Here is a 23836-nt window from a genome sequence, read left to right on the forward strand (position 1 = left end):
TCGTGGACTTAAGGCGATCGAGAGAAAAGGCGGAATCATCGTGGATTCAGGACAGCTCATAGGGATCATCATCGGCGTCGTGGTCGTGCTCGCGATCATCGTGGTGGCCGTCATGCTCAGCCGCAAGCGCAAAGTGGAAGCGAACCGCAACAAGGCAGTCGAAATGCGTGAACAGGCCCGGACCGAAGAGATCGGTGCGCGGGAGCGCGAGGCGCAGGCCGCCCGCGCCGAGGCGGACGCGAAGCAGGCGGAAGTCGAGGCCGAACGCCTCCGCGAGGAGGCCCGCGAGCGGCAGCAGGAAGCGGAGCAGGTCCGTGCCAGCACGCAGGAACAGCTGCGGAAGGCGGACGAACTGGACCCAGATGTTGTCACCACCGAGCGCGAGGCCCAGTCCCGGGACCAGCTGCCCGCAGAAGCCGCAGGCAATGGAGAGCTCCGCCGCGACCGCAGCGCCCGGAACCCTTCCGTCCCGGACCAGACTCCCAACCCGGATGGCAGCCAGACGACCAACAGCCAGATTCCCCAGCAACCGGTCCGCGGCGACGTGCCCCGCACCGACAATCCCCACACCGACAATCCCCGCAACCTCTGACCCTTCACCTGCCACCTGACCGCCGGTACGGGCGATTCGGCCGCGGCGCCCGGCCGGACCCGGCAGAGTGGCAGTGTGAACCCACGCCATTCCGCCCTGGCCCTGCTCGTCGCCGTGCTCTGGGGAGTCAACTTCGTCGCCATCGACCTGGGCCTCCACCCGGGCGGGACGGAGATGCCGCCGCTATTGTTCGTGGCCATGCGCTTCGCCGTGGTGGTCGTTCCGTGCATCTTTTTTATCCGCAAGCCGGACGTGAGCTGGAAGGCGATCATCGGCGTCGGGCTGCTGATGAGCGCCGGACAGTTCGGCCTCCTGTACCTGGCCATGGCCCTGGGAATGCCCGCGGGCCTGGCCTCGCTGGTTCTGCAGGCGCAGGTGCTGCTGACGGTGCTCCTGGCGGCCGGCTTCCTCAGCGAACGGCCGAGCCGACGGCAGCTCGCGGGCGTTGTGCTCGGTGTGGCCGGACTCGCTGTTGTGGCGGTCGGCCGTAGCCTGGTCGCCCCGGTGCTGCCGCTCCTGATCGTGCTCGCCGCGGCGCTGTCCTGGGCCGCCGGCAACATCGTCGCCCGCAAGGCGAAGGCGGCCTCCGGGCTGGGGCTCGTGGTGTGGTCGGGGGCCGTGGTGCCGCTGCCCCTGCTGGGACTATCGCTGCTGGTCGACGGGCCGCCGGCGGTGGCGCTGGCACTGCTGGAAGTCCAGCCCATCACATTGCTGAGTGCCCTCTATACGGCCGTCCTGGGTTCCCTTGTGGGCTACGGCATCTGGAACCGGCTGTTGGGACTGTACCCGTCCTCCGCCGTTGTGCCGTTCACCCTGCTGGTTCCAGTAGTCGGGATGACCACGGCGTGGCTCGTGCTGGGCGAGGTGCCGACCCCCGCCGAGGTGACAGGCGGACTCCTGCTCCTCGCCGGGGTCGCAACGGCGGTGCTGCCCCGCTGGACTTACCCGCGGGCTCAGCGGCGGGTGGAGCTCCGCGCGGCGGGACGTGCCGGGGACTTGGCAGGGGGCTTGGCGGCGGGCTTGGCAGCGGAGGGCCCCCCGGCCGAGGACGCCGGCCGCTTGAGCCCGGAGGATGCCGCCCGGGGTGGGGGAACCCGGGCCGACTGAGACGTGGCCCGGCCTGCGGCCGTCCTCGGCGCGGGGCGTGCGGTGGCGGTCCGGGACGGTGCACGACGGGCGGCCGCCGCCCGGGGTGCCGCGCCCCTCGCGGCCGCTGGACGCCGCCGCGGGGCGGTGCCGGCGCGCGGACGCCTGCCCCGGCCCGGCAGGACGGTGCCGGCGACCAGCAGCAGCAGTGTGGCTGCGCCGGATGCCGCGGCGAAGTAGAAGTAAAGGTCCGGATGGTCGGCATCCACCCGGGTGGACAGAGCGTCCGGATCCGCGTTGAAGGCCAGGCCCCACTGCCGCAGGAAGGCGATGCTGAAGGCAATGAACAGGATGCTCCCGATCCCGCTGGCGACCAGGGTCCGGTGCCGCCGGCGGATCACCACCTCGGAGACGCAGGCCACGTAGGCTGCGGCGGAGGCCGCCAGGAACCACAGGAACACTGTTCCGTGCAGCGTAATGCCTGTCAGCGCCAACAGCGCGAGCGCGGCGAGAAACGCACCGATGGCAATCCTGCCGCTGTTACCCATGTGGCCCATGTGAATAATCATCCCCGAGCGGGCGCTACTTCACGACGTAGCCGCGCATGGACGCCATAATTGCCGTGACACTTTGCTCGCGGGTCCGCTCCGGGTTGTAGGTCTGGCGGTCCAGGCCCACCACAAAGCAGGCCCCGAAGATCGCTGTCGCCAGGCTGCCCCGGGACACGGCCGGATCTACCGGGTAAACGGCAGCCACCGCCTCGATCGCCGCGCCGACCACGGCGAGCAGCCGGCCGCGGAGCTCGGTAAAGGTATCCTGCCACTCGCTGGGGGTCCGCCAGTTCTCGCTGACCCACAGCCGCGCAAACGAGGGGTACTCGTCCATGAAATCCATGGCCTGGCCGATCATTTCGTCCATCGCCGCGAGCGGGTCCGCAGAGTCATCCCCGACGCTCAGCAGCCGTGCCAGGAGGATGTCCACCCCGTGGCGCAGCAGCTGGGCGATCAGATCCGATTTGCTGCCGAAGTTGTAATACACCGTCCCCTTGGAGACCCCGGCGGCCGACGCGATCTCATCGACCGTCACGCCTGCCACGCCGCGCTCGCCGATCAATTCCATCGAGGCCTCAAACAGCTTCTGCTTGGTCGCGTTGGTGCGGGCCGGCCGGAGCTTTTTTGCCGGTCCTTCCGGAGTTTCCGCGTCGCCGGAAGTTGCGGTGCTGCTGTCCGTGCGGCTGGTCATACGGCGATCTCCGGTTTCAGGGTCTTCAGGGTCCAGTACTTGTGCTTCCGGACGGCCAGGGTGGCCATGGCCGTTCCCAGCAAAGTGTAGCCAAGCAGCCCCAGCATCGTGGGCAGGATGACGGCGAGGTCTGCGCCGTAAATCAGGTGCCGCATGCCGTTGACCACGTATCCCATCGGCAGGAGTTGGTGCACCACGTGGAGCGGCTGGGGGGTGGTCTGCCAGGGGAACGTGCCCCCCGAGGAGACCAGCTGCAGGACAAGCAGGATCAGCACCACGAGCTTGCCGGGGGATCCCAGCAACGCGACGATTCCCTGGATGATCGCGCTGAACGCCATGGCGGCGGCCAGCATGAGGAACCACATCAGCCAGGGGTGGGCGGGGTTGAGCCCCAGCCCCACGTCGACCACCAGGGTCAGCAGGCTCGCCTGGACGGCGGAGACGGCCAGGAACGGAAGCCAGCCGCCGACGGCGATCTTCCACGCCGGGGCATTCGACGCCAGCGCCCGCTGGGTGACCGGCCGCATCGCCTGGATCAGCATAAAGACGCCGATCCACAGGGCCAGCGTGAGGAAGAACGGTGCCAGGCCCGCCCCGTAGGAGCCCGCCGTGGCCTGCGATACGTTGCTGACGGCGACCGGATCCGCCATCACCCTGGCCAGGCTGTCCTTCTGCGCGTCGTCAGGGTGGGGGACCTGGCCGGCGCCCTTGGCGAGTTCAGCTGCGAGCGTTCCGGCGCCGTCGGCGGCCGTGGCCGCGCCGCTTTCCAGCTGCGCGGCACCGTCGTTGAGGTCCTGCGCGCCCCGGGAGAGTTGTGCGGCGCCGTCCAGGGCGCTCTGCTGCCCGGCGGCGAGGGTGGCGGCGCCGCTGGTCAGCTGGTCCGCGCCCGCGGACGCCTGGCCGATGGCGGCGCCGAGGGCAGGGGTTGCTCCCGCCAGCCTGGCCGCACCGGCGCTGACCGCAGCGGACCCGTCCGCCAGTTGCTGGATCTGCGCCGCCGCGGCCGTGAGGGACGCTGCCGGGCCCGCGGACGCCGGCGTGGCCGGGTTGGCGTCGAAGTCCGCCAGGATGGCCTCTGCCTGGGCCGGGGTGATGGTCCCGGCGGCGACGAGCCGGCTGTTGGACGCGGTCACCCGGCTGCGTTGTGCCTGGGCGTTTGCCTGTTCGGCGGCGGCCTGCTGACCGGCCAGGACCCGCACCTTGGCATTGAGCGCGGCGTTGCCGGCCGCCACCTGCGCGGCGCCGTCCGCGAGCGTCCGGGAATCGGCAGGCAGGGTGGCGGTCTTGTCCTGGAGCTGGGTCAGTCCGCCGCTGAGCTGGGCTGCCCCCGTACTGAGGGTGTTGGCGCCGTCCCGGAGCTTGAGCTGGCCGTTGTAGAGTTCGGCGGCGCCGTTCTTGAGATCGCCCGTGCCCTGGTGCAGGGCGACCGTCCCATCGTGAAGGCTGGCGGTGCCCCCGGCGAGTTGCCCGGCGCCGTCGGACGCCATGAGCATCTGCGAGTGGATGGTCCCAAATCCGGTGAGGAGCTGATTGGCGGTTTCCTCACCGACCTCGGCGGCCACCGTGGTGTGCACGGCGGTGGTGAGCTTGTCCACGATGGTGCTCAGGAGGTAGTTGTTCGCGTCATTGGTGGTGACATTGAGCATGGCCTGGTTGGCGGCGTCGAAGCTGCCGGGGGAGACGAGGTTCGCCGAGAAGTCCTGGGGGATCTTCAGGGCGAAGGCGTACTTGCCCGTGCTCACTCCCTGGTCCGCTTCCGCCGTCCCGGAAACGGTCTGCCAGTTGAAGACGTGGCCGTCCACGAGGCTGTCCGCGACCTTCCGGCCAGCCTCGAGCCGGGTGCCGTCGGCGGAGGTGGCGCCGGAGTCCTCCACCACGAGCGCCGCGTCGATCTGGTTCAACTTTCCGTAAGGATCCCAGTTGGCGTAAAGGTAGACGGCCCCATACAGCAGGGGCACCAGGGCCAACGCCAGAATGGTCAGCTTGGGCAGCAGGCCGCCGGTCATGCGCTTGAGTTCGGAGCGGGCCAGCCGCAGCACCGTCACTTGGCGTCCTCGGTTTCGGGCGTGCTGGATTCAGCAGGCCGGCCGGCGGGAAGGTCTCCGTCAGGCGGCCCCGCGTTCCCGATCGCGGCGGTTGGACCGGTCCAGCCATCCGGGACGCTCATCACAACGGCGACGACGGCGAGCGGACGCCCGGCGTCGTACGCCAGTTCCTCCAGCTTCGGCAGCCAGTCGCCCGGATCGCCGTGGCGGTCCGGCGAGTCCACCACAAGCAGGTCGGTGTGCGGGTTCGCCAAGGCAAGCGCTGTGAGCAGGTCGATCCGCCGGGCGGCCGGAAGCTGCTCCGCCCACAGCCCGGCGATGTCCTCGAAGCGGTTGACCTTGAGCCATGGCTCGCTGAGCAGCGAACCCCGGTAGCGGCGCGGGATCAGGGCCAGGTCCTCAGTGGCGAGATCGCGGACGCTGAGGTGCTGCTCGGGTTCGTTTACCCCGGGGCTGTCCACCACGGCGCTCGCCTGCCGCAGGGTCTTGATCCGGGTGCTTCCGTTCCACTCCGCCCCGTCCCAGCGAAAGTGGCCGGCGGAAGGCTTGAGGCGTCCGCTCAGGGCCAGGGCCAGGGCGGTGCGCTGGTCCGCGCGTTTGCCGGAGACCAGCAGGAGTTCGCCGCGCCGGACCTGAAGGGAGGTGGCCGGCAGCAACTCATCCCGTCTGCCGCCAATCGAGAGTTGTTGCACGCCGAGCAAGAGGAGCCTTTCGCAGAAGAATGTCTACGACAAAGCTAACCAAACTGACCGGTCAGTTCAAATAGAAGCGTACAATTGTGATCAAGCAGACGGCCCCGCTCCGGTCCCCGGACCGGTTCAGAGCCCGTACTCCTCGAGCAGCCGGAGCCAGACCTCGCTGATCGTGGGGTAGGACGGCACGGCGTGCCACAGCCGGTCCAGCGGCACTTCGCCGACGATGGCGATGGTGGCGGCATGCAGCAGTTCGGCCACATCCGGGCCGGCGAACGTGGCGCCCAGGAGTACCCGGCGGTCCTCGTCGACCACGAGTTGGGCCCAGCCCTCGTATCGTTCGGCGTGCAGCGAGGATCCGGCCACCTGGATGGGCAGTTCCACGGAGGACGCCCTGAGGCCGGCGCGTTCTGCCTGCTGCACCGTCCGGCCCACGTTGGCCAGTTCCGGATCGGTGAACACGACGTTGGGAATCGCGTGGTCGTTGGCGGTCCGGGCGTAACGGCTCCAGGGGGCGGCCCCGCCGCTCAGCTCGCCTTTGGCCCGCGCGGCAATGGCGTCACCTGTGGCACGCGCCTCGTACTTTCCCTGATGGGTCAGCATGACGTTCCCGGCGGCGTCGCCGGCGGCGTACAGCCACGGGTCGGCGTCGTTCCCCGTACCGCCCAGCACCAGGCCCGTCGAGTCGGTGCTGAGCCGCAGCTCCTTCCCTTCCGCGGCGGCGAGGCCGACCCGCTCCAGCCCGATTCCTTCGAGGGCTGGATGCCGGCCGGTGGTGACCAGGAGCTTGTCCGCCGTCACGGTGCCGCCGCCCGCCAGTTCTAGGGTGAGGGAGCCGTCGTCGTTCTCCCGGACGCGCTCGGTTCCCGTGCGGAGCTTGAGAGCGATGCCGTCCGCGCGCAGCCCGGCGGCGACCAGCGCCGCTGCCTCCTCCGGGAAGGCGCCCAGCAGGGCGCCGCGGGCCACCAGGGTGACCGAAGCGCCGAGGCGGGCGAACGCCTGGGCGAGTTCGGTCCCGGCCACGCCGCCGCCCAGAACAGCCAGCCGGTCCGGGATCTCGCTCACGGCGGTCGCCTCCCTCGTGGTCCAGTAGTCCACCTCGGCCAGCCCCTCCAGGGGCGGTGCCGTGGGCGTGGACCCCGTGGCCACCACGACGGCCTGCCGCGCCGTGAGCGCGTAGCTGTTGCCGTCCAGTCCCGCGACTTCAACCTTGCGCGGGCCGGTGATCCAGCCGTGGCCGCGGATCAGCTCGATCCCGGTGTCCTCGACCCACTTGACCTGGCTGTCGTCCTGCCAGTTGGAGGTGAAATAGTCGCGGCGTTTGAGTACCGCGGCTGAGTCCAGGGTCAGGGTGACGGCCTCTGCGGCGCCGGACACGGCCTGTGCGCCGTGGAGTGCGGTGCCCGGGCGGAGCAGCGCCTTGGAGGGCATGCAGGCCCAGTAGGAGCACTCGCCGCCCACCAGTTCCGCCTCGACCAGGACCGCAGTCAGCCCGCCCTGCACCACCCGGTCCGCGACATTTTCGCCCACGGCGCCGGCGCCGATCACAATGACGTCGAATTCGCGTTCAAGCTGTGCTGTCATGGCAAAAGCCTACGCCGGGCCCGTGTCGATGAGCCTCGCCGGTGGCCCTGTGCAGGACGTGGGACCACCGCTACTGTTGGGACCACACTGGGGGAGGACGGGGCGATGGTGGCAGGCAACACGGCGGGCGGGGCCATGCCGCAAGCGAGGTTCAGTGCCCAGGCGAGGCTGAAGGCGCTTCAGGCGGACATTATGGAACTGATCCTGGAGCGGGAGCTGGAAGCCGGCGATCCGCTGCCGACAGAGCATGAGCTCGCCGCCGTGCTGGGCGTCGGCCGGAACACCCTGCGGGAATCCCTGAAAGCACTACAGGCCGTGGGCGTGATTGAAGTCCGTCATGGTTTCGGCATGTTCGTGGCCGCCAGCAATTTTGATGCCCTCAGGGATGGCCTCACATTCCGGGCCCGGCTGTCGCTGCGGCATCACGGGCAGGAAGCCCTGCAGCTTGTGGATGTGCGGCAGGCGCTGGAGGTGGGGCTGATCGCGGGGGCGATGGACCTGATGACCCCTGAGCACCTGGCGGCCCTCGAGGAATCCGTCCTCCGGATGGAGGCTCTGGCCGCTGCCGGGGAGAACTTCGTCGAGGCGGACGCCCAGTTCCACCGCCGGCTGTTCGAGCCGCTCAACAATGAGCTGCTGGTCAATTTGCTCGATGTCTTCTGGCAGGTCTACCGGCGGCTGCACCTCGAGCTCGGTGGAGCGGCAGGAACCGATCTCCCGGAAGCAGCCGCCGTGCATCGGGGGATTTTCGCCGCCGTCGCGACCGGGGACCGGGCGCTCGCCGCCCACCGGCTCAACGGCCACTTCGACGGCATCCGGTCCCGGATCAGCCAGGCCGTCTCGCCGTAGCGGTGCGCTGCCGCCGTCGGGCGCTGCACAGTCAGGGGTTAAGCAGTCGGACGTTAAACAAAAGATCCGCACCGGGGGACCGGTGCGGATCTTTTTCGTTGTGCGCCCAAAGGGATTCGAACCCCTGACCTTCTGTTCCGTAGACAGACGCTCTATCCAGCTGAGCTATGGGCGCATTCTCGGTTCTTGGAACTTCTCGCTCCCCGAACCTCGAATTACTTTACGCGAGATGGGGCCGTAGTTCCAAATCGAAACAGGTGTAATCTAGCTGACTAGACCGGTCTACGTGACCTTAGTCACAAAAAGTGGTCCCTTGGCATTGGTGATTCCTTGAATTTCCGCGGTTTTTGATTTCGGGGCCCCCGGACATCCCACATCTGGGCCCGATTCTGGGGGGTGATCTAGCCCTACATTTAGGACACACCACTGAACCCGAGGAAAGGTAACCGTAATGGGAGATCTGGCGCGACTGCCGTTGCTTGAAAAAGCACCCACCACACATGCTGGCCTGCTGGCATGGGTTGAAGAGGTAGCTGAACTGACCCAGCCGGACCGGATCCACTGGGTGGACGGCTCCGAGGAAGAGAACACCCGGCTCACGGACGAGCTCGTCGCCGCAGGCACGCTGACCCGCCTGAACGAGAAGCTGTTCCCTAAATCGTTTGCGGCATTCTCCGACCCCGCCGATGTGGCCCGCGTCGAAGAGCAGACTTTCATCTGCTCCGAGAACGAACGCGACGCAGGCTTCACCAACAACTGGATGGCTCCGGCGGAGATGAAGGCGAAGCTGCGAGGCCTCTTCAGCGGCTCCATGCGCGGCCGCACCATGTACGTCATCCCGTTCGTCATGGGCCACCTTGACGCCGAGGATCCCAAATTTGGCGTGGAGATTACGGACAGCGCCTACGTTGTCGCCTCCATGCGCATCATGGCCACCATCGGCACCGAGGTCCTGGACAAGATCACCGCCACGAACGCCTTCTTCGTCCCGGCGCTGCACTCCCTGGGCGCTCCGCTGGCCCCCGGCCAGGCCGATGTCGTGTGGCCCTGCAACCCGGACAAGTGGATCGTGCACTTCCCCGAGGAGCGCTCCATCTGGTCCTTCGGCTCCGGCTATGGCGGCAACGCCCTGCTGGGCAAGAAGTGCTACGCCCTGCGCATCGCGTCCGTGATGGCCCGCGACGAGGGCTGGCTGGCCGAGCACATGCTCATCCTCAAACTCACGTCCCCGGAGCAGAAAAAGTACTACATCTCCGCGGCCTTCCCGTCGGCCTGCGGCAAGACCAACCTTGCCCTGCTGGACCCGACCATCGAGGGCTGGAAAGTCGAAACCCTCGGCGACGACATCACCTGGATGCGGATCGGCAAGGAAGGCGAACTGCGCGCCACCAACCCCGAGGCCGGCCTGTTCGGCGTCGCCCCGGGCACCGGCTGGGGCACCAACCCCAACGCGATGCGCGCCATCGCCAAGGGCCACAGCATCTTCACCAACGTCGCCCTCACGGACGACGGCGGCGTGTGGTGGGAGGGCATGACTGAGGAAGTGCCTGCACACCTGACCGACTGGCAGGGCAACTCCTGGACGCCCGATTCGGACAAGCCCGCTGCCCACCCGAACTCCCGCTTCTGCACGCCGATCGACCAGATCGACATGCTGGCCGAGGAATACTTCAGCCCGGATGGTGTTGAGCTCTCCGCGATCCTGTTCGGCGGCCGCCGGAAGACCACCGTCCCGCTGGTGACCCAGTCCCGCACGTGGTCGAACGGCGTTTTCATGGGCTCCACGCTGTCCTCCGAGACCACTGCGGCTGCGGCCGGCCAGGTGGGCGTGCTGCGGCGCGACCCGATGGCCATGCTGCCGTTCATCGGCTACGACGCGGGCGACTACCTGAACCACTGGGTCAACCTCTCCGCCAAGGCCAACCAGGAGCGCCTGCCCAAGATCTTCCTGGTCAACTGGTTCCGCCGCACCGCCGACGGTGGCTTCGCGTGGCCCGGATTCGGCGACAATGCACGGGTTCTCAAATGGGCCATCGAGCGCATCGAGGGCAAGGCTGACGCCGTCGAAACCCCCATCGGCTACGTGCCGGCGGCCGGCTCGCTGGATCTCACCGGCCTGGACCTGACGCACTCCCACGTGGAAGATGCTGTCCGCGTCGACCCCGAGGAGTGGGCGGCCGAACTGGCCTCCATCGAGGAGTGGTACGGCAAGTTCGGCGACTCGCTGCCGGCCGCCCTGCGCTCCGAGCTCGAGGGCCTGAAGGAGCGGCTGGCGGCCCAGTAGCGGCCAGCGACCTCAGCTGACAACGACGGCGGCCCCGGACCTTGCGAAAGGTGCGGGGCCGCCGTCGGGACTTAGGTCCCTAGACCGCAGCCGGCCGGGGACCCTAGGCTCAAACGCATTCATCAGCCGGGCCGTCCGCCGACTGGAGAGCAGGCTGGGGGCATTCCATGCGCGCGCTGCTGTGCCCCCAACCTGCTCGCAGCGTGCGGGTGCTCAGGAGTCCACCTTGCTTGTCAGCGACGATATCCAGGCCTTGTCCAGGGCTGTCAGCGGCCCTGTCGCTTTGCCGGACAGCCCCGAATTCGCGGCCGAGACGTTCGCGTTCAACGCCGCAACAGTCCACCGGCCCGACGTCGTCCTGGGGGCCGAGACCGCGCAGGACGTCGCGGCCGGCGTGAAATGGGCGGCAGAACGCAGGCTCCCGGTCGCGGTCCAGTCCACCGGGCACGGCGCTGACTCAGCGGTTGACGGTGGCCTGCTGATCAGCACGCGGCGGCTGCAGGAGCTGCAGATCGATCCGGTCGAACGCACCGCACGGGTAGGTGCCGGCGTGAAATGGCGCACCGTGCTGGAGGCGAGCCTGCCCTTCGGTCTGGTCGGGCTGCACGGCTCCAGTACCGACGTCGGCGTCGTCGGCTACACGGTCGGCGGCGGGCTGCCCATATTGGGCCGGGCCCATGGTTTTGCGGCGGACCATGTCCGCAGCATGGAGGTCGTCACCGCGGACGGCGCATTGCGCCGGATCGACGCCGGGGCCGAAGCCGAGCTGTTCGCGCTGATGTGCGGGAGCAAGGGCAACCTCGGAATCGTGACAGAACTTGAGTTCAGCCTCTTTCCGCTGGGGGAGTTCTACGGCGGCGGGATCATCTATCCCGGGGCGGATGCGGCCCTCATCCTGGCGGCGTTCCGTGACTGGCTGCCCTCGCTGCCGGACGACGCCTCGCCGTCAATCTCCCTGCTGCGGCTTCCGGAGATGGACTTCGTCCCCGAGCCGCTGCGGGGCCAGTTTGTGGTGCATCTCCGCTTTGCCTTCCTGGGCAGCAGCGAGGAGGGCGACAGCCTGCTGGCCCCGATGCGTGCGGTCTCCAGGCCGCTGATGGACACCGCCGGTCCCATGAGCTATCTCGACGTTGACCAGATCCACATGGACCCGTCGGATCCGCTCCCGTTCATGGACGGCGGGGCCCTCCTGAAGGACCTCGGCGAAGAGACGGTCGCGGACTTGCTGGAGCTCGCGGGTGAGGGTTCGGACTGTCCGCTGCTTCTCGTCGAGATCCGGCCGCTCGGCGGGGCCCTGGCCCGTGCTGCATTGTCCCGTGCCGGGGAGCTGCCGAACGCCGTCTCGGGGCGGGACGCGGCGTTCCTGCTCTTCGTCCTCGGGTTCAACATGCCCCCGGTTGCCGAGGCCGTCGCTGCATTCGTCCGCGGGATCCTTGCTGCGATGGCGCCCCACTCCACGGGATTCACGCTGGTCAATTTCCATGGCGTGCCCGGCGATGAGGCCGACCGGGCCAGGGCCTGGTCGCCCGCTGTCTACGAACGGATGAGGGCCGCGAAGTCCAGCTACGACCCGGGGAACCTCCTGCGCTTCGGTCACACCATCACCGGGGTGCCGTCCGTGACCTGACGCGCCGTACGGCGGCTGCGCAGCGCAGCGCGCGTCACCACGACGGCGGCCCCGCACCTTTGTTGCGAAAGGTGCGGGGCCGCCGTCGGACTCTCAATCGATGAGTGTTTTAGCTGGCCAGCCAGATGTCCGGGCCGAAGACCTCGTAGTGGATCTTCGTGGCCGGGATGCCGGCATTGATGGCCTCGTTGCGGATGCTCTTCATGAACGGCAGCGGACCGCACAGGTACAGCGAGGCGTTGGCCGGCAGGTCCACTTCGCGCAGTGACATGAAGCCCTCCTTGGTTCCGGCGACCGGCCGTTCCAGCCAGACCTGGAGGTCGGCGCCGTCGAGGCGCTCGACGTCGTCGGTCATCTGGCTGCGCAGCGCCCAGGACTCCAGATCGCTTTCCGCGTGTAGGACCAGGACCTGGCGGTCCGAGCCGGAGTCTGCGAGGGAGCGCAGGATGGACGCGGTCGGTGTGCAGCCGATGCCCGCGGAGGCCAGGACAACCGGTCCGTCGCCGTCCTTGAGGGTAATTTCACCGTAGGGGTTGGAGATCTCGAGAATATCGCCGACCTGGACGTTGTTGTGGAGCACCGGGGAGACCTCGCCGCCGTCGTCCTTCTTGGTGGTGAAGGCGCGGCGGGTGCCGGCGTCTGCGGACAGCGAGTACTGGCGGACCTGGCGCAGCCCGTCTGGGAGCTGGACCTTGACGCTCACGTACTGGCCCGGGAGGGCGGCGGTGATGGGAGTGTCGTCGGCCGGTTCCAGGGTGAAGGTCATGGAACCGGTGCCGGCGGCCGTCTTGGCGGCGACGCGCCACGGGCTCCACATTTTGCCGTTGGCCTGCGCGGCGTAAAGGCCCTTTTCGAGCTTGATCAGCGCGTCCGCCATGAGCCAGTAGACCTCGGTCCAGGCTTCGGCGATTTCCGGGGTGATGACCTCTGCCAGGTCTTCAGCGATGGCGGCGAAAAGGTGCTCGTAAACCACCTGGTACTGCGGTTCGGTGATGCCGAGGGAGGCGTGGCGGTGGGCGATGCGGGCCAGCACGGTCTCCGGCAGCGTTCCCGGATTGGTCACGAGGTGGCTGGCGAAAGCGGCGATGCTTCCGGCCAGGGCCTGCTGCTGGTTGCCGGAGCGCTGGTTGGAACGGCTGAAGAGCCCGTCCAGCAGTTCCGGGTGCGCTGCGAAGAGGCGGGCATAGAACTTGGGGGTGATTTCACCGATCCGGGAACCGACCAGCGGGAGGGTGGCCTCGATGACGGGGAAGGACTTGTCCGAGAGCATGTTGACTCCTGAGATAGGGGCCCGGGGTCTTCAACCGGACCGATGAAAATACTTGTATTTGAAATACAAGTATTTATGCCTCAGTTCTACATTACGTAGAAAACATCTTCAAATCGGAGGGATTCCCGGGCGTGGCGGTTCTGTGCAATGCGGGTCGGGCGAGGGCGGGGCCGATTCAGAGGCCCGGGCGCAGGCCGATCGCCTGGAACACCGGCGCCATCTGCCGGGAGGTCGGTAGGGAGGCGACGACGATGTCGTCCAGTTCGCGGTAGAAAGCCTCGCGGGCGCGGGACAGTGCCCCGCGGAGCCGGCACTCGTTGATCAACGGACAGGACCCGCCGGGAGCGACGCAGTCGGCCGGGTCGGTGCGGGTGTCCAGCTGGCGCAGGAGCTGGCCCACGGTGGCGGCGCGCCCGGCACTGCTGAGCCGCGAGCCGCCGTGCCGGCCGCGCTCGACGTCGATCATTCCCAGCTCGCGCAGTTTCCCCATCGCCTTGCTGACGTGGTTGTACGGCGTCGCGATGGCGTCAGCGATGCTCTGGGTGGTGAGGAGTCCGCCGTCGGGAGCGGCCGCGAGCACCATCATGGCGCGCAGGCTCACATCCGCGAAGGCGTTGATCTTCATACGACCAGTTTACCGGCGGTCTAGTCCACCCAGACGCCGGGCTCGTTCGTATCGGCGGAGAGCTCGCCGAATTCCAGGTCGTGCGTGTGCGGGTTCACGGCATAGGGCAGGACCGCGGCGAAGAGTGATCCGTCCCGGTGTTCCGCGGCGACGTGGATGGCGTCCGAGGCTTCTTCCAGCAGGGTGATGTCGCACACGATGGCGGCGGCGCGGAACTCGTCCCGGTGCTGGCGCAGCAGTTCCGTGAGGTCGCCGATCATCGAATCCGCATCAAAGTCGGCGTCCGTGCCCTCGGCCGCGTCGGCGGGCGTGACGGCAACCAGCCGGACTTCGCCGTCGTTCTCGACCACGAGGGCGAACGGCAGGAACCCGCCGTTGCGCTCGAGCTGCTCCTGGGCCGCGCCGACGCCGGTGCCGAGCAGATTTTCCAGATCCGTGGCACTGGCCTCCGGTACGCTGCCGCGCCAGGACGTCTCAGGGCCAGGCGCGGCGCTCTCGGTGGCGGTTTCCGCCGGCCGTTCCGACACGGTCCTAGCCCCGGACCAGCGCCAGGACGCGGTCGCGGACGCGCTCCATCGTGGCCTTATCCGTGGCCTCGACGTTCAGGCGGAGAAACGGCTCGGTGTTGGAGGGGCGCAGGTTGAACCAGTAGCTGCCGTCCGTGGCGATGAAGGTGCTGCCGTCGAGGTAGTCCACCTCGACGTCCTCGGCGCGGAAATCATGGCGGACCCGTTCCACGGCGCCGGCCTTGTCTTCGATTTCCGAATTGATCTCACCGGAGGACATGTATGGCTCGTATTCGCGGCCGAGTTCGGACAGCGGGCCGTCCTGTTCGCCCAGGGCGGCCAGGACATGCATGGCGGCCAGCATGCCGGTGTCCGCGTTCCAGAAATCACGGAAATAGAAGTGGGCGGAGTGTTCGCCGCCGAAGATGGCGCCCTCGGCAGCCATCACAGCCTTGATGAAGGAGTGGCCCACCCGGGTGCGGACGGCCCGGCCGCCGTGGCGTTCCACCAGTTCGGGGACGGCGCGGGAGGTCAGCAGGTTGTGGATGACGGTCGGGTTGGCCTCGCCGAGCCCCTGCGCGCGGCCGATCTCGCGGCGGGCCACCATTCCGGTGATCGCGGACGGCGAGACCGGGTCGCCCTTCTCGTCGATAACGAAACAGCGGTCGGCGTCGCCGTCGAATGCCAGTCCAATGTCCGCCCCGTGCTCGACGACGGCGGCCTGCAGGTCACGCAGGTTCTCCGGCTCCAGCGGGTTGGCGGGGTGGTTCGGGAAGGACCCGTCGAGCTCGAAGTACAGCGGGATGATCTCCAGGGGGAGCTTGGGCAGCAGGGCGTCGCCGAGCACGGCGGGTGTGGTGAGGCCGGCCATGCCGTTGCCGGCGTCCACGACCACCTTCAGCGGACGCGAGCCGCGGAGGTCCACGAGGCTGCGGAGGTACTCGGAGTAGCCCTTGAGGACGTCGTGGACGCCGATCAGGCCACGAACCGGAGCTGCGGGGATGGAACGGGAGTTGAGGTACCCCTCAGCCCGGGCCTGGATTTCCTTGAGCCCGGATTCGGAGGAGATCGGCTCGGCACCGGCCTTGGCCATCTTGATGCCGTTGTACTCCGCGGGGTTGTGGCTCGCGGTGAAGGTGGCGCCGGCCGCGTTGAGCGCCCCGCAGGCGTAGTACAGCTCATCAGTGGAAATGAGGTCGAGCAACTGGACGTTGGCTCCGCGCGCGGCGGCACCGTTGGCAAAGGCCTTGCTGAACTCGGGGGAGGAGGGGCGCATGTCGCCGCCGACCAGCACCGTTTTGCCCTCCAGCTGCAGGACGTCTACGAATGCAGCGCCCACCGCCTCGACGATTTCGGCGGTGATTGACTCGCCGACAATGCCGCGCACGTCGTACGCCTTGAAGGAGGCGGAGAGGTCAAAAGTCTTTGTCTGGTCCATAGTCACGCGTCTTATCTTACGTTGCAGCCGAACACGGCCGTGGCGGAGCGTCGACGGTATCTTCACCCCGCGGACAGCGGCGCATCCGCTGTGATTGTCCACATAGCGGCGTCCGTGGCTTCGCCGCGGTCGGAGGGGGCTGGGATACTGAAGCAATGGCCAATCACCAGAACGCTGCAGTCCTTTCCGCTTCCTCCCGCGCCGATGCGAACCCTTCCGGGGGCGCCGGGACACGGGAGCAGGCCCAGGAAGTACTGCGCGAACTGGTCGGGCACCCGGCGGCGGAGTTCCATGACGGCCAGTTTGAGGCCATTGAGGCCCTCGTCGACGGCGGCCGGCGGGCCCTCGTCGTGCAGCGCACCGGCTGGGGAAAGTCGGCCGTGTACTTTGTCTCGTCGCTGCTCCTGCGCCGCCGCGGCGCCGGACCCACCCTGATCGTTTCCCCGTTGCTGGCCCTGATGCGTGACCAGGTGGCCGCCGCGGCGCGGGCCGGGGTCCGTGCGGTGGCCATCAACTCCGCCAACCAGCTGGACTGGGACACCGTCCGCGAACAGCTCGCCGCGGACGAGGTTGACGTCCTGCTGGTCTCACCGGAGCGTCTCACCAACCCCTCCTTCCGCGAAAACCAGCTGCCCGAACTGATCCGCCGCACCGGGCTCCTGGTCATTGACGAGGCGCACTGCATCTCGGACTGGGGCCACGATTTCCGCCCCGACTACCGGCGCATCGCGGACCTGATCACCCAGCTGCCGGAGTCCGTTCCGGTGCTGGCCACCACGGCCACGGCCAACTCCCGGGTGGTCCACGACATCGAGGAGCAGCTGGGCGCCGGCGTGCTGACCATCCGCGGGGCCCTGGGCCGTGAATCGCTCCGGCTGGGCGTGCTGAGCCTGCCGGACTCCCGGGACCGGCTCGGCTGGCTGCTCACGCACCTGAAAGACCTGCCCGGCAGCGGCATTATTTACACCCTGACGGTCTCCGCCGCCGAAGACACCGCCCGGCTCCTGGCCGAAGCCGGCCACGAGGTGCTGGCCTACACCGGACGCACCGACCCCGCGGACCGGGAACGCGCCGAGCAGCTCCTCAAGGACAACCAGGTCAAGGCCCTTGTCGCGACGTCCGCCCTCGGCATGGGCTTCGACAAGCCGGATCTCGGGTTTGTGGTGCACCTGGGGGCGCCGTCCTCGCCGGTGGCCTACTACCAGCAGGTCGGCCGTGCCGGCCGTGGCGCGGCCAACGCCGACGTGCTGCTGTTGCCCGGTTCCGAGGACCGGGACATCTGGCAGTACTTCGCCACCGCGTCCATGCCGTCGGAGCAAAAGGCCGGTGCGGTGCTGACCGCCCTCGCCGAAGCGGGGACCGCCGTGTCCACGGTGGCGCTGGAGGCCCGCGTGGATCTGCGCCGGACGCCGCTGGAGCTGCTGTTGAAGGTCCTGGCGGTCGACGGGGCCGTGGAGCGGGTGGGCGGCGGCTGGCGTTCCACCGGGCGCCCGTGGACCTACGACGCCGAGCGGTACAGCCGGATCGCGGAGGCCCGGGTGGACGAGCAGGATTCCATGATGATCTACCAGGACACCGCCGGCTGCCGGATGGAGTACATCACCTCGGTCCTCGACGACGAGACCGCCCGCGCCTGCGGCCGCTGCGACAACTGCGCCGGGCAGTGGTTCCCGGCGGATATTGCCGCCGCGGCCACCGAGGCGGCGGGCCAGACACTGAGCCGTGCCGGTGTCCCGCTGGAACCCCGGCTGCAGTGGCCCAGCGGCATGGACCGGCTCGGTGTGCCGGTGAAGGGCAAGATCAGGCCGGAAGAGAGCGTTGCCAACGGCCGGGCACTGGCACGGCTCACGGACCTGGGCTGGGGAGGCGCCCTGCGCGAGGCCTTCGCCGCGGGAGCCCCCGACCGCACTGTGGACCCGGGCATGCTGCAGGCCTGTGTCCAGGTGCTGCGCGAGTGGGGCGCCGGGGACGCCCGCACGCCCGGCTGGAGCGGGGCCGGCCGTCCCGCCGCCATCATCAGCGTCCCGTCCCGCGGCAAGCCGGCCCTGGTCGACTCGCTGGCCCGTGGCATCTCGGAGATCGGCCGGATCCCGTACCTGGGGCAGCTGCAGCTCGAACACGGCGGACCGACCGGCGGGCGCGGCGGCAACAGCGCCTACCGCCTCGCCGGGGTCTGGGAACGCCTCGTGGTGGGACCGGAGCTGGAAGCAGCCCTGGCCGGGATCCAGGGTCGGAGCGTGATGCTGATTGACGATCTGGTCGACAGCCGCTGGACCGTGACCGTCGCCGGCCGCGCCCTCAGGCGCGCGGGCGCCGGGGCGGTGCTGCCGCTGGTGCTGGGCCAGGCCGGCTGACCTCGGCCCCGGCGTGGCGGGGCAGCGTCAGGCTGTCCAACGTGCTCACCAACATCACCACCGCAATCGCCAGGAACGCGGCGCGGTACGGTGCCGCCGGATCCCCTCCGGCAGCCCCCGCGCCGCCCAGCAGAGGACCGCTGGTCTCGAAAACCCTGATCAGCAGCGCTCCGATGGCGATCCCGGCCGCCGTCGCGAGTTGCACCAGGGTCGCGGAAACGGCATTGGCGGACGGCAGCCGGGCGGGAAGCATGTCGGCGTACTGCACCGAGGCGTAGGCCGAGAAGCCGATGGACCGGAAGGCTCCGCTCGCCACCAGCAACGCGAAAATCAGCGGCTCCGGGGTGCCGGCGTCGAGCAGGGCGCACAGCGCAAAAGTGGCCGCCGAGGCCAGGGACGCGAAGACCAGCACCGGTTTGAAGCCGAAGCGCCGGATGAGCGGGGTGGTGGCCGGTTTGATCCCGATGTTGCCCACGAACACCGCCGCGACCAGGACCCCGGCGCGGAGCGGATCCCAGCCGAAGCCGTTCTGGAACATCAGGGGCAGCAGGAAGGGCACAGCACTGATGGTCAGGCGGTAAATGAAGCCGCCGGTCGCCGTGGCGCGGAACGTCCGGGCGGAAAAGACCCCCAGGTCGAAGAGCGGTGAGCGGGCCCGCCGCATCCACCAGCCGGCGGTGCCGAGGAACAGGAACCCTGCCGTGATGCCGATCGCCGCCAAGCCACCGGACTCGCGGCCGCCGGCCAGTTCCAGGCCCACCATGACGGACCCGACGCCCAGCGTCGTGAGCGCCAGCCCCAACCAGTCAAGGCGCCGTTTGCGGTCACCGGCAGTAGCCGGGACCAGCCGCATTGCCGTGAAGAACGCCGCGAGTCCGAGCGGGAGATTGATCAGGAAGATCCAGTGCCAGGACAGGAACGTGGTGAGCGCCCCTCCCACCAGCGGGGCGAGGACGGGTGCCAGCAGTCCGGGCCACACCAGGTAGGCCGTGGCGCGCAGCAGGTCCTTCTTGGCCGTTCCGCGGAGCACCACGAGGGTGCCCACCGGGACCATCATGGCGCCGCCTGCGCCCTGCAGCACCCGGCTGAGCGTCAGCATGGTCAGGTCCTGGCTGAGCGCGCACAGCAGCGAGGCCACCGTGAACGTGGCTATGGCCAGGCAGAACACGCGCCGCGCCCCCAGCCGCTCGGCCAGCCAGCCGCTGAGCGGGATCCCCATCGCCACCGTCATCAAATAGGCGGTCATGGTGATGCTGACGTCCGCTGACGGGACGGAGAAATCCGCCGCGATGCTGGGGATCGCGGTGGTCAGGACAGTGCCGTCGAGGAACTCCATAAAGAACGTCCCGGCGACGAGCAAAGCCAGGCGCGGACTCCAGGTGTCAGCGGTTCTGCTGGCAGCCGCCCTGTGCGGCGAGGGCTCGCTCATGCGGGCAACGGGCCGGACTCCAGCACCGCCATGGCCGCGTTGTGCCCGCCGATCGCGCTGACGGCACCGCCGCGCCGGGCGCCGGAGCCGCAGAGCAGGATCCGCGGGTCATCCGTTGCGACGCCCCAGCGCTGCGCCGGGGTGTCCCGGGGCGCATCGTCCTCGACGAAGGGCCAGTCGAGGCCGCCGTGGAAAATGTTGCCCCGCGGCATGCCGACCGCCCGCTCGATGTCCAGGGTGGTCTTGGTTTCGATGCAGGGCCGCCCGTCCGGGCCGGTCAGCAGCAGCCCTTCGACGGGTTCGGCCAGGACCGAGTTCAGCGACTTCAGGACTGCGGCCTGCAGTTCCGCCCGGCGATGGTCGTTGTTTTCCGGAGTTATCAGCCGGTCCGGGACGTGCAGGCCGAACACGGTGAGGGTGTGCGCTCCGGCAGCCTGGAGCTCCGGGGACAGGATGCTGGGATCCGTGAGGGAATGGCAGTAGATCTCGCAGGGCAGCGGGTCCGGGATGGTTCCGGCCGCGGCGGCGACGTAGGCGGCGTCAAGCTGTGACCAGGTCTCGTTGATGTGGAAGGTCCCGCCGAAGGCCGCCTCCGGGCCGACGCTGCGGTCCAGCAGCCGGGGGAGCCGCTGCAGCAGCAGGTTCACCTTGACCTGGGCGCCCTCCCGGAGGTGGTTCGGGTTCCGCGCGGCGTTCGCGCCGGCGCCCCTCAGCCGGTCCAGCACCACCGGGGCCACGTTGGCGAGGACCCACGAGGCGGAGGCGGTGTGCTCGGCGCCGTCGTGGCGGTAGCTGACCTCGCCTCCCGGGCGGACGGCAGTGACGTCCGCGGACGTTAGGATGGTCGCGCCGGCGTCGCGGGCGGCCCGTTCCAGTTCGCCGGAGACGGCGCCCATGCCGCCGACGGGGACGTCCCAGTCGCCCGTTCCGCCGCCGATCAGGTGGTAGAGGAAGCAGATGTTCTGCTGCAGGTCCTCGTCGCCGGCCCGGGCGAAGGTGCCGATCAGCGCATCAGTGAGGACGACACCCCGGACCAGGTCGTGCTGGAGTTCCCGGGCGATCGTGTCACCGATGGGACGTTCAATCATGGCGTCCCACGCCGGCTCCGCCCCGGATCGGGCCGCGAGTTTCCTCGCCTCGGAGCGGGTCGGCAGCGGCGAGGTCATGGTGGGCCAGAGGGCCTCGGTGAGTTGCCGGCAGCGGGCGTAGAAATCGGTAAAGGCATGGAATTCGCCGTCGGGCGCCCCTACCGCGGCAAAGGACGCAGCGGTTGCCGCGGCATCCCCGTTATCGACCAGCAGGGCCTTGCCGCCGTCGTGCGGGTCTGGGGTGTAGGACGAATACCGCCGCCGGGCCAGCCGGATGTGCAGGCCCAGATCGTCAATGACGCGCTGCGGGAGCAGGCTTACGAGGTACGAATACCGCGAGAGCCGCGCTTCGACGCCGTCGAACGCCCGGGCGGACACCGCGGCCCCGCCGGGATGCTCAAGCTTCTCCAGCAGCAGGACATTCCGGCCGGCCTGGGCCAGGTACGCTGCCGCGGCCAGTCCGTTGTGGCCGCCGCCCACGATGATCGCGTCAAACACGTTGTTCCTCGACATGGGCTTATCCTGCCACCAGGCCGCCGGGAAGGCGTCCGGTGTCCGGCACCCGGACGCGCCGGGTACGCAAAAGGCCCCGGTCCAGGACCGGGGCCAAACGCGGAGACGGGGGGATTTGAACCCCCGGTGGAGTTGTGCCCCACACTTCATTAGCAGTGAAGCCCATTCGGCCGCTCTGGCACGTCTCCAATTGCTAGTAACTAGCCAACCAAGGATACGCAGAAGGGGCCACGCAGTGCAAAACGAGCAGCGCGGGGTCGCTCCGCGCCGGTCAGGCGCCCCCGCCGGCCAGGGACCGCCAGAGGAAGTGCTGGCTGCGGCTTTGCAGCGCCGCGGCCTGCCGGTTGTCCGACGCGCCCGCATGGCCGCCTTCCAGCGCCTCGTGGAACCAGACGTTGGGGATGCCCATCGCCTGCATCCGGGCGGCCATCTTGCGCGCCTGGACCGGGCCCACGCGGTCATCCGACGTGGCCGTCCAGATGAACGTCTCCGGGTAGTCCACCCCATCCCTGAGCAGATGGTACGGGGAGAACGTCTTGATGAAGTCCCATTGCTCGGGAACGTCCGGATCGCCGTATTCGGCAATCCAGGAGTACCCGGCGGACAGCTTGGAGTAGCGGCGCATGTCCAGCAGCGGGACCCCGCAGGATACCGCCCCGAAGAGCTCCGGATAGGTGGTGAGCATGTTCCCCACCAGCAGCCCGCCGTTGGATCCGCCCACGCAGCCGAGCCGCGCGCGGGACGTTACACCGCGGGAAATTAGGTCCGCGGCCACGGCGGCGAAATCCTCGTAGGCCCGGTGCCGCTTGTCCTGCAGGGCCGCGCGGTGCCACGAGGGGCCGTATTCGCCGCCGCCGCGGATGTTGGCCACAACGTAGACGCCGCCGCGGGTGTGCGGGGCTTCCCCGCCGTTCCCGGCGGATTCCCCGGTGCGGCGCTCCAGCCAGGCCCGGCCGATCGCGCCGCTGTAGGCCGGTGTCCGCGAGATCTCAAAACCGCCGTAGCCGGACAGCTGGGTGGGATTCTGGCCGTCGAGCGCGAGGTCTCTGGACGCCACCTGGAAGTACGGCACCCGGGTGCCGTCCCTGGACACGGCAAAGTGCTGCTGGACCTCATAGGCCCCTTCGTTGAAGAACGACGGCGAGGACCGGATCACCTCGTGGGTGCTGTCCACGCCGCCCCGGTCGCCGCGCTTCAGCGTGCCGCGGGTCAGCGTGCTCGGCGTGGTGAATCCAGTGGCCACGAGCCAGAAGTCGTTTCCCGCGCCGGGCGCCTCGCCCTCGGCGACCGGTGCGGCGCCGTCGGTCCCGTCGTCGTCCGAGTCATCGGCGGTGTCCTCGTCGTCGACGGCGTAGGCGTTGACGTCGTGAAGCGGCGGGCAGGCGTCCAGCACGGTGGCGGCCCAGGCGGCGTCTGTGCCGGGCTGCTGCGGATCGAGGACCCGGATCTCTGAGGAAACGTCGCGCAGCAGGTTCAGCAGCAGGAAATCCCGCGTCCAGCTCCAGGACTGCAGGGAGGTGTGCTCATCCGGGGTGAACAGCACGGACAGCTCCCGGCCGCCGGCAAGGAAGGCCTCGAAGTCGGCTGCGAGCAGGGATCCTGCCGGGTAGCTCGTTCCGCCGACGGTCCAGTCCTGCTGCGGCCGGAACAGCAGCCATCCGCGGTGCGAGCTGAGGTTGACGTCCGCCGGCACGTCGAGCTGCACCCACTGGCCGTCGCGCAGCACCGAGGTGGTCTTCTCGAAGAAGCTGATCCAGTCCACGGCGAAGGTCCGCTCGAAGCCCGGGGTGGAGTCATGCGCCACAAGCGCCATCATGTGGTCTTCGGGGATCTCGAACAGCCGCTCCGCCGCGGTCAGGGATCCGCCGCGGCGCAGTTTGACTCCGGTCCGGGCGTAGGACGACGTGGTGCTGGGCAGTCCCTCGGCCGTGGAGGAGACCAGCAGGGTGTCGGCGTCGAGCCAGGAGACGTTGCCCTTGGCGGTGGGCAGGTCAAAACCCCCGGCCGCCGGGTCAACGAAGCTGCGGGATTCGACGTCGAACTCGCGGTATCGGTTCGCGTCGCCGCCGTCGGGGGAGAGGGACAGCAAGGCCCGCCGGTGTGTCCCACCCGTGGCCGGGCGCAGGAAGTTGGCGCCGTGGAAGACCCATTCCTCGCCTTCCGCCGCCGCGAGCGCATCCACATCCAGCAGCAGATCCCACTCCGGTGACCCGCTGCGATAGCTGTCCCAGCTGGTCCGGCGCCAGAGTCCCTTGGGGTTCGCCCGGTCCTTCCAGAAGTTGTAGTACCAGTCGCCGCGCTTTCCCACCATGGCGATCCGGTCGGTGGAATCCAGTACTTCGAGGATGCTGTCTTCCAGCGAGGTGTACTCCGCGTCTTCCAACAGCTCCTCGGTGCGGGCGTTTTGTTCGCGGACCCAGGCAAGCTGTTCCTCGCCGTAGATCTCCTCCAGCCAGATGTTCTCGTCGACGGGTTCGGGCGCGGGCGGGGGAGCAGCTTCGGCGGTGGTCATCATTCCATCCAAACAACATCGGCGCGCCAGTGGCAAGTCACACCAGGCGCTGCAGCCGCGGGCGGGGGCGCCAGGCGGTCCGGGCCGGGTGCCGGTAGCG

The 23836-nt window shown here is 68.9% G+C and carries 17 protein-coding genes and 2 tRNA genes; 6 read left to right on the top strand and 13 right to left on the bottom strand.

The window, feature by feature from the left end; translation table 11 throughout:
* Positions 1–40 precede the first annotated feature (40 nt).
* Both J2X01_RS14900 and J2X01_RS14905 read left to right on the top strand, forming a co-directional pair.
* Positions 41–592 carry a hypothetical protein gene (locus tag J2X01_RS14900; RefSeq protein ID WP_310058937.1) on the top strand — a complete coding sequence of 184 codons (552 nt, stop codon included), beginning with the start codon at positions 41–43 and terminating at the stop codon, positions 590–592.
* Positions 593–667: 75 nt separating this feature from the next.
* Entirely contained in the window at positions 668–1699 is a 1032-nt protein-coding gene (locus J2X01_RS14905; protein ID WP_310058939.1) for an EamA family transporter, read from the top strand.
* Between the two features lie 561 nt (positions 1700–2260).
* Here the strand turns inward: J2X01_RS14905 and J2X01_RS14910 are convergent.
* From J2X01_RS14910 to J2X01_RS14925, 4 genes are all read right to left on the bottom strand, one after another.
* A complete protein-coding gene (locus J2X01_RS14910) occupies positions 2261–2920 on the bottom strand; it encodes a TetR/AcrR family transcriptional regulator (RefSeq protein ID WP_310058942.1) in 660 nt (219 codons plus the stop codon).
* On the bottom strand, positions 2917–4965 hold the full coding sequence (locus J2X01_RS14915; RefSeq protein WP_310058945.1) for a YhgE/Pip family protein: 2049 nt from the start codon (positions 4963–4965) through the stop codon (positions 2917–2919). The genes J2X01_RS14910 and J2X01_RS14915 overlap by 4 nt, the downstream gene beginning before the upstream one ends.
* Complete coding sequence (locus J2X01_RS14920) at positions 4962–5666, bottom strand: ABC transporter ATP-binding protein (RefSeq protein ID WP_310058949.1); 705 nt, start codon at positions 5664–5666, stop codon at positions 4962–4964. The genes J2X01_RS14915 and J2X01_RS14920 overlap by 4 nt, the downstream gene beginning before the upstream one ends.
* A gap of 117 nt (positions 5667–5783) precedes the next feature.
* A complete protein-coding gene (locus tag J2X01_RS14925) occupies positions 5784–7241 on the bottom strand; it encodes a dihydrolipoyl dehydrogenase family protein (RefSeq protein ID WP_310058952.1) in 1458 nt (485 codons plus the stop codon).
* A gap of 105 nt (positions 7242–7346) precedes the next feature.
* On the opposite strand from J2X01_RS14925, the gene J2X01_RS14930 reads away from it, so the two are divergent.
* Positions 7347–8090, top strand: a complete 744-nt coding sequence (locus J2X01_RS14930) for a FadR/GntR family transcriptional regulator (protein WP_310058954.1) — start codon at positions 7347–7349, stop codon at positions 8088–8090.
* A gap of 101 nt (positions 8091–8191) precedes the next feature.
* Here the strand turns inward: J2X01_RS14930 and J2X01_RS14935 are convergent.
* Positions 8192–8265 (bottom strand) — tRNA-Arg (locus J2X01_RS14935).
* A gap of 276 nt (positions 8266–8541) precedes the next feature.
* On the opposite strand from J2X01_RS14935, the gene J2X01_RS14940 reads away from it, so the two are divergent.
* A complete protein-coding gene (locus J2X01_RS14940; protein ID WP_310058957.1) occupies positions 8542–10374 on the top strand; it encodes a phosphoenolpyruvate carboxykinase (GTP) in 1833 nt (610 codons plus the stop codon).
* A 226-nt stretch (positions 10375–10600) separates the two neighbouring features.
* The gene (locus J2X01_RS14945; RefSeq protein ID WP_310058960.1) at positions 10601–12001 is read left to right on the top strand and encodes an FAD-binding oxidoreductase; all 1401 of its coding nucleotides are present in this window, start codon (positions 10601–10603) and stop codon (positions 11999–12001) included.
* Positions 12002–12110: 109 nt separating this feature from the next.
* Here the strand turns inward: J2X01_RS14945 and J2X01_RS14950 are convergent, their stop codons facing one another.
* The 4 genes from J2X01_RS14950 to J2X01_RS14965 form a co-directional block, all read right to left on the bottom strand.
* Positions 12111–13271 (bottom strand): globin domain-containing protein, encoded by a 1161-nt coding sequence (locus J2X01_RS14950; RefSeq protein ID WP_310058963.1) that lies wholly within the window; start codon positions 13269–13271, stop codon positions 12111–12113.
* Positions 13272–13446: 175 nt separating this feature from the next.
* Positions 13447–13896 (bottom strand): RrF2 family transcriptional regulator, encoded by a 450-nt coding sequence (locus J2X01_RS14955; RefSeq protein WP_310058967.1) that lies wholly within the window; start codon positions 13894–13896, stop codon positions 13447–13449.
* Between the two features lie 20 nt (positions 13897–13916).
* Positions 13917–14423, bottom strand: a complete 507-nt coding sequence (locus tag J2X01_RS14960; protein WP_310058970.1) for a hypothetical protein — start codon at positions 14421–14423, stop codon at positions 13917–13919.
* Between the two features lie 4 nt (positions 14424–14427).
* Positions 14428–15846 carry a phosphomannomutase/phosphoglucomutase gene (locus J2X01_RS14965; protein ID WP_310058973.1) on the bottom strand — a complete coding sequence of 473 codons (1419 nt, stop codon included), beginning with the start codon at positions 15844–15846 and terminating at the stop codon, positions 14428–14430.
* A gap of 149 nt (positions 15847–15995) precedes the next feature.
* On the opposite strand from J2X01_RS14965, the gene J2X01_RS14970 reads away from it, so the two are divergent.
* Entirely contained in the window at positions 15996–18194 is a 2199-nt protein-coding gene (locus J2X01_RS14970) for a RecQ family ATP-dependent DNA helicase (RefSeq protein ID WP_310058976.1), read from the top strand.
* On the opposite strand, the gene J2X01_RS14975 is transcribed toward J2X01_RS14970, so the two are convergent.
* The 4 genes from J2X01_RS14975 to J2X01_RS14990 form a co-directional block, all read right to left on the bottom strand.
* Positions 18139–19623 (bottom strand): MFS transporter, encoded by a 1485-nt coding sequence (locus J2X01_RS14975; RefSeq protein ID WP_310058978.1) that lies wholly within the window; start codon positions 19621–19623, stop codon positions 18139–18141. The genes J2X01_RS14970 and J2X01_RS14975 overlap by 56 nt on opposite strands.
* Positions 19620–21224, bottom strand: coding sequence for a phytoene desaturase family protein (locus tag J2X01_RS14980; protein WP_310058981.1), 1605 nt, complete (start codon positions 21222–21224; stop codon positions 19620–19622). Before J2X01_RS14980 ends, J2X01_RS14975 begins: the two co-directional genes overlap by 4 nt.
* A gap of 100 nt (positions 21225–21324) precedes the next feature.
* Positions 21325–21412 (bottom strand) — tRNA-Ser (locus J2X01_RS14985).
* 83 nt (positions 21413–21495) lie between these two features.
* On the bottom strand, positions 21496–23736 hold the full coding sequence (locus tag J2X01_RS14990; RefSeq protein ID WP_310058984.1) for a prolyl oligopeptidase family serine peptidase: 2241 nt from the start codon (positions 23734–23736) through the stop codon (positions 21496–21498).
* Between the last annotated feature and the right edge of the window lie 100 nt (positions 23737–23836).

The sequence above is a fragment of the Arthrobacter ginsengisoli genome (genome assembly GCF_031456935.1).
Lineage (GTDB): Bacteria > Actinomycetota > Actinomycetes > Actinomycetales > Micrococcaceae > Arthrobacter > Arthrobacter ginsengisoli.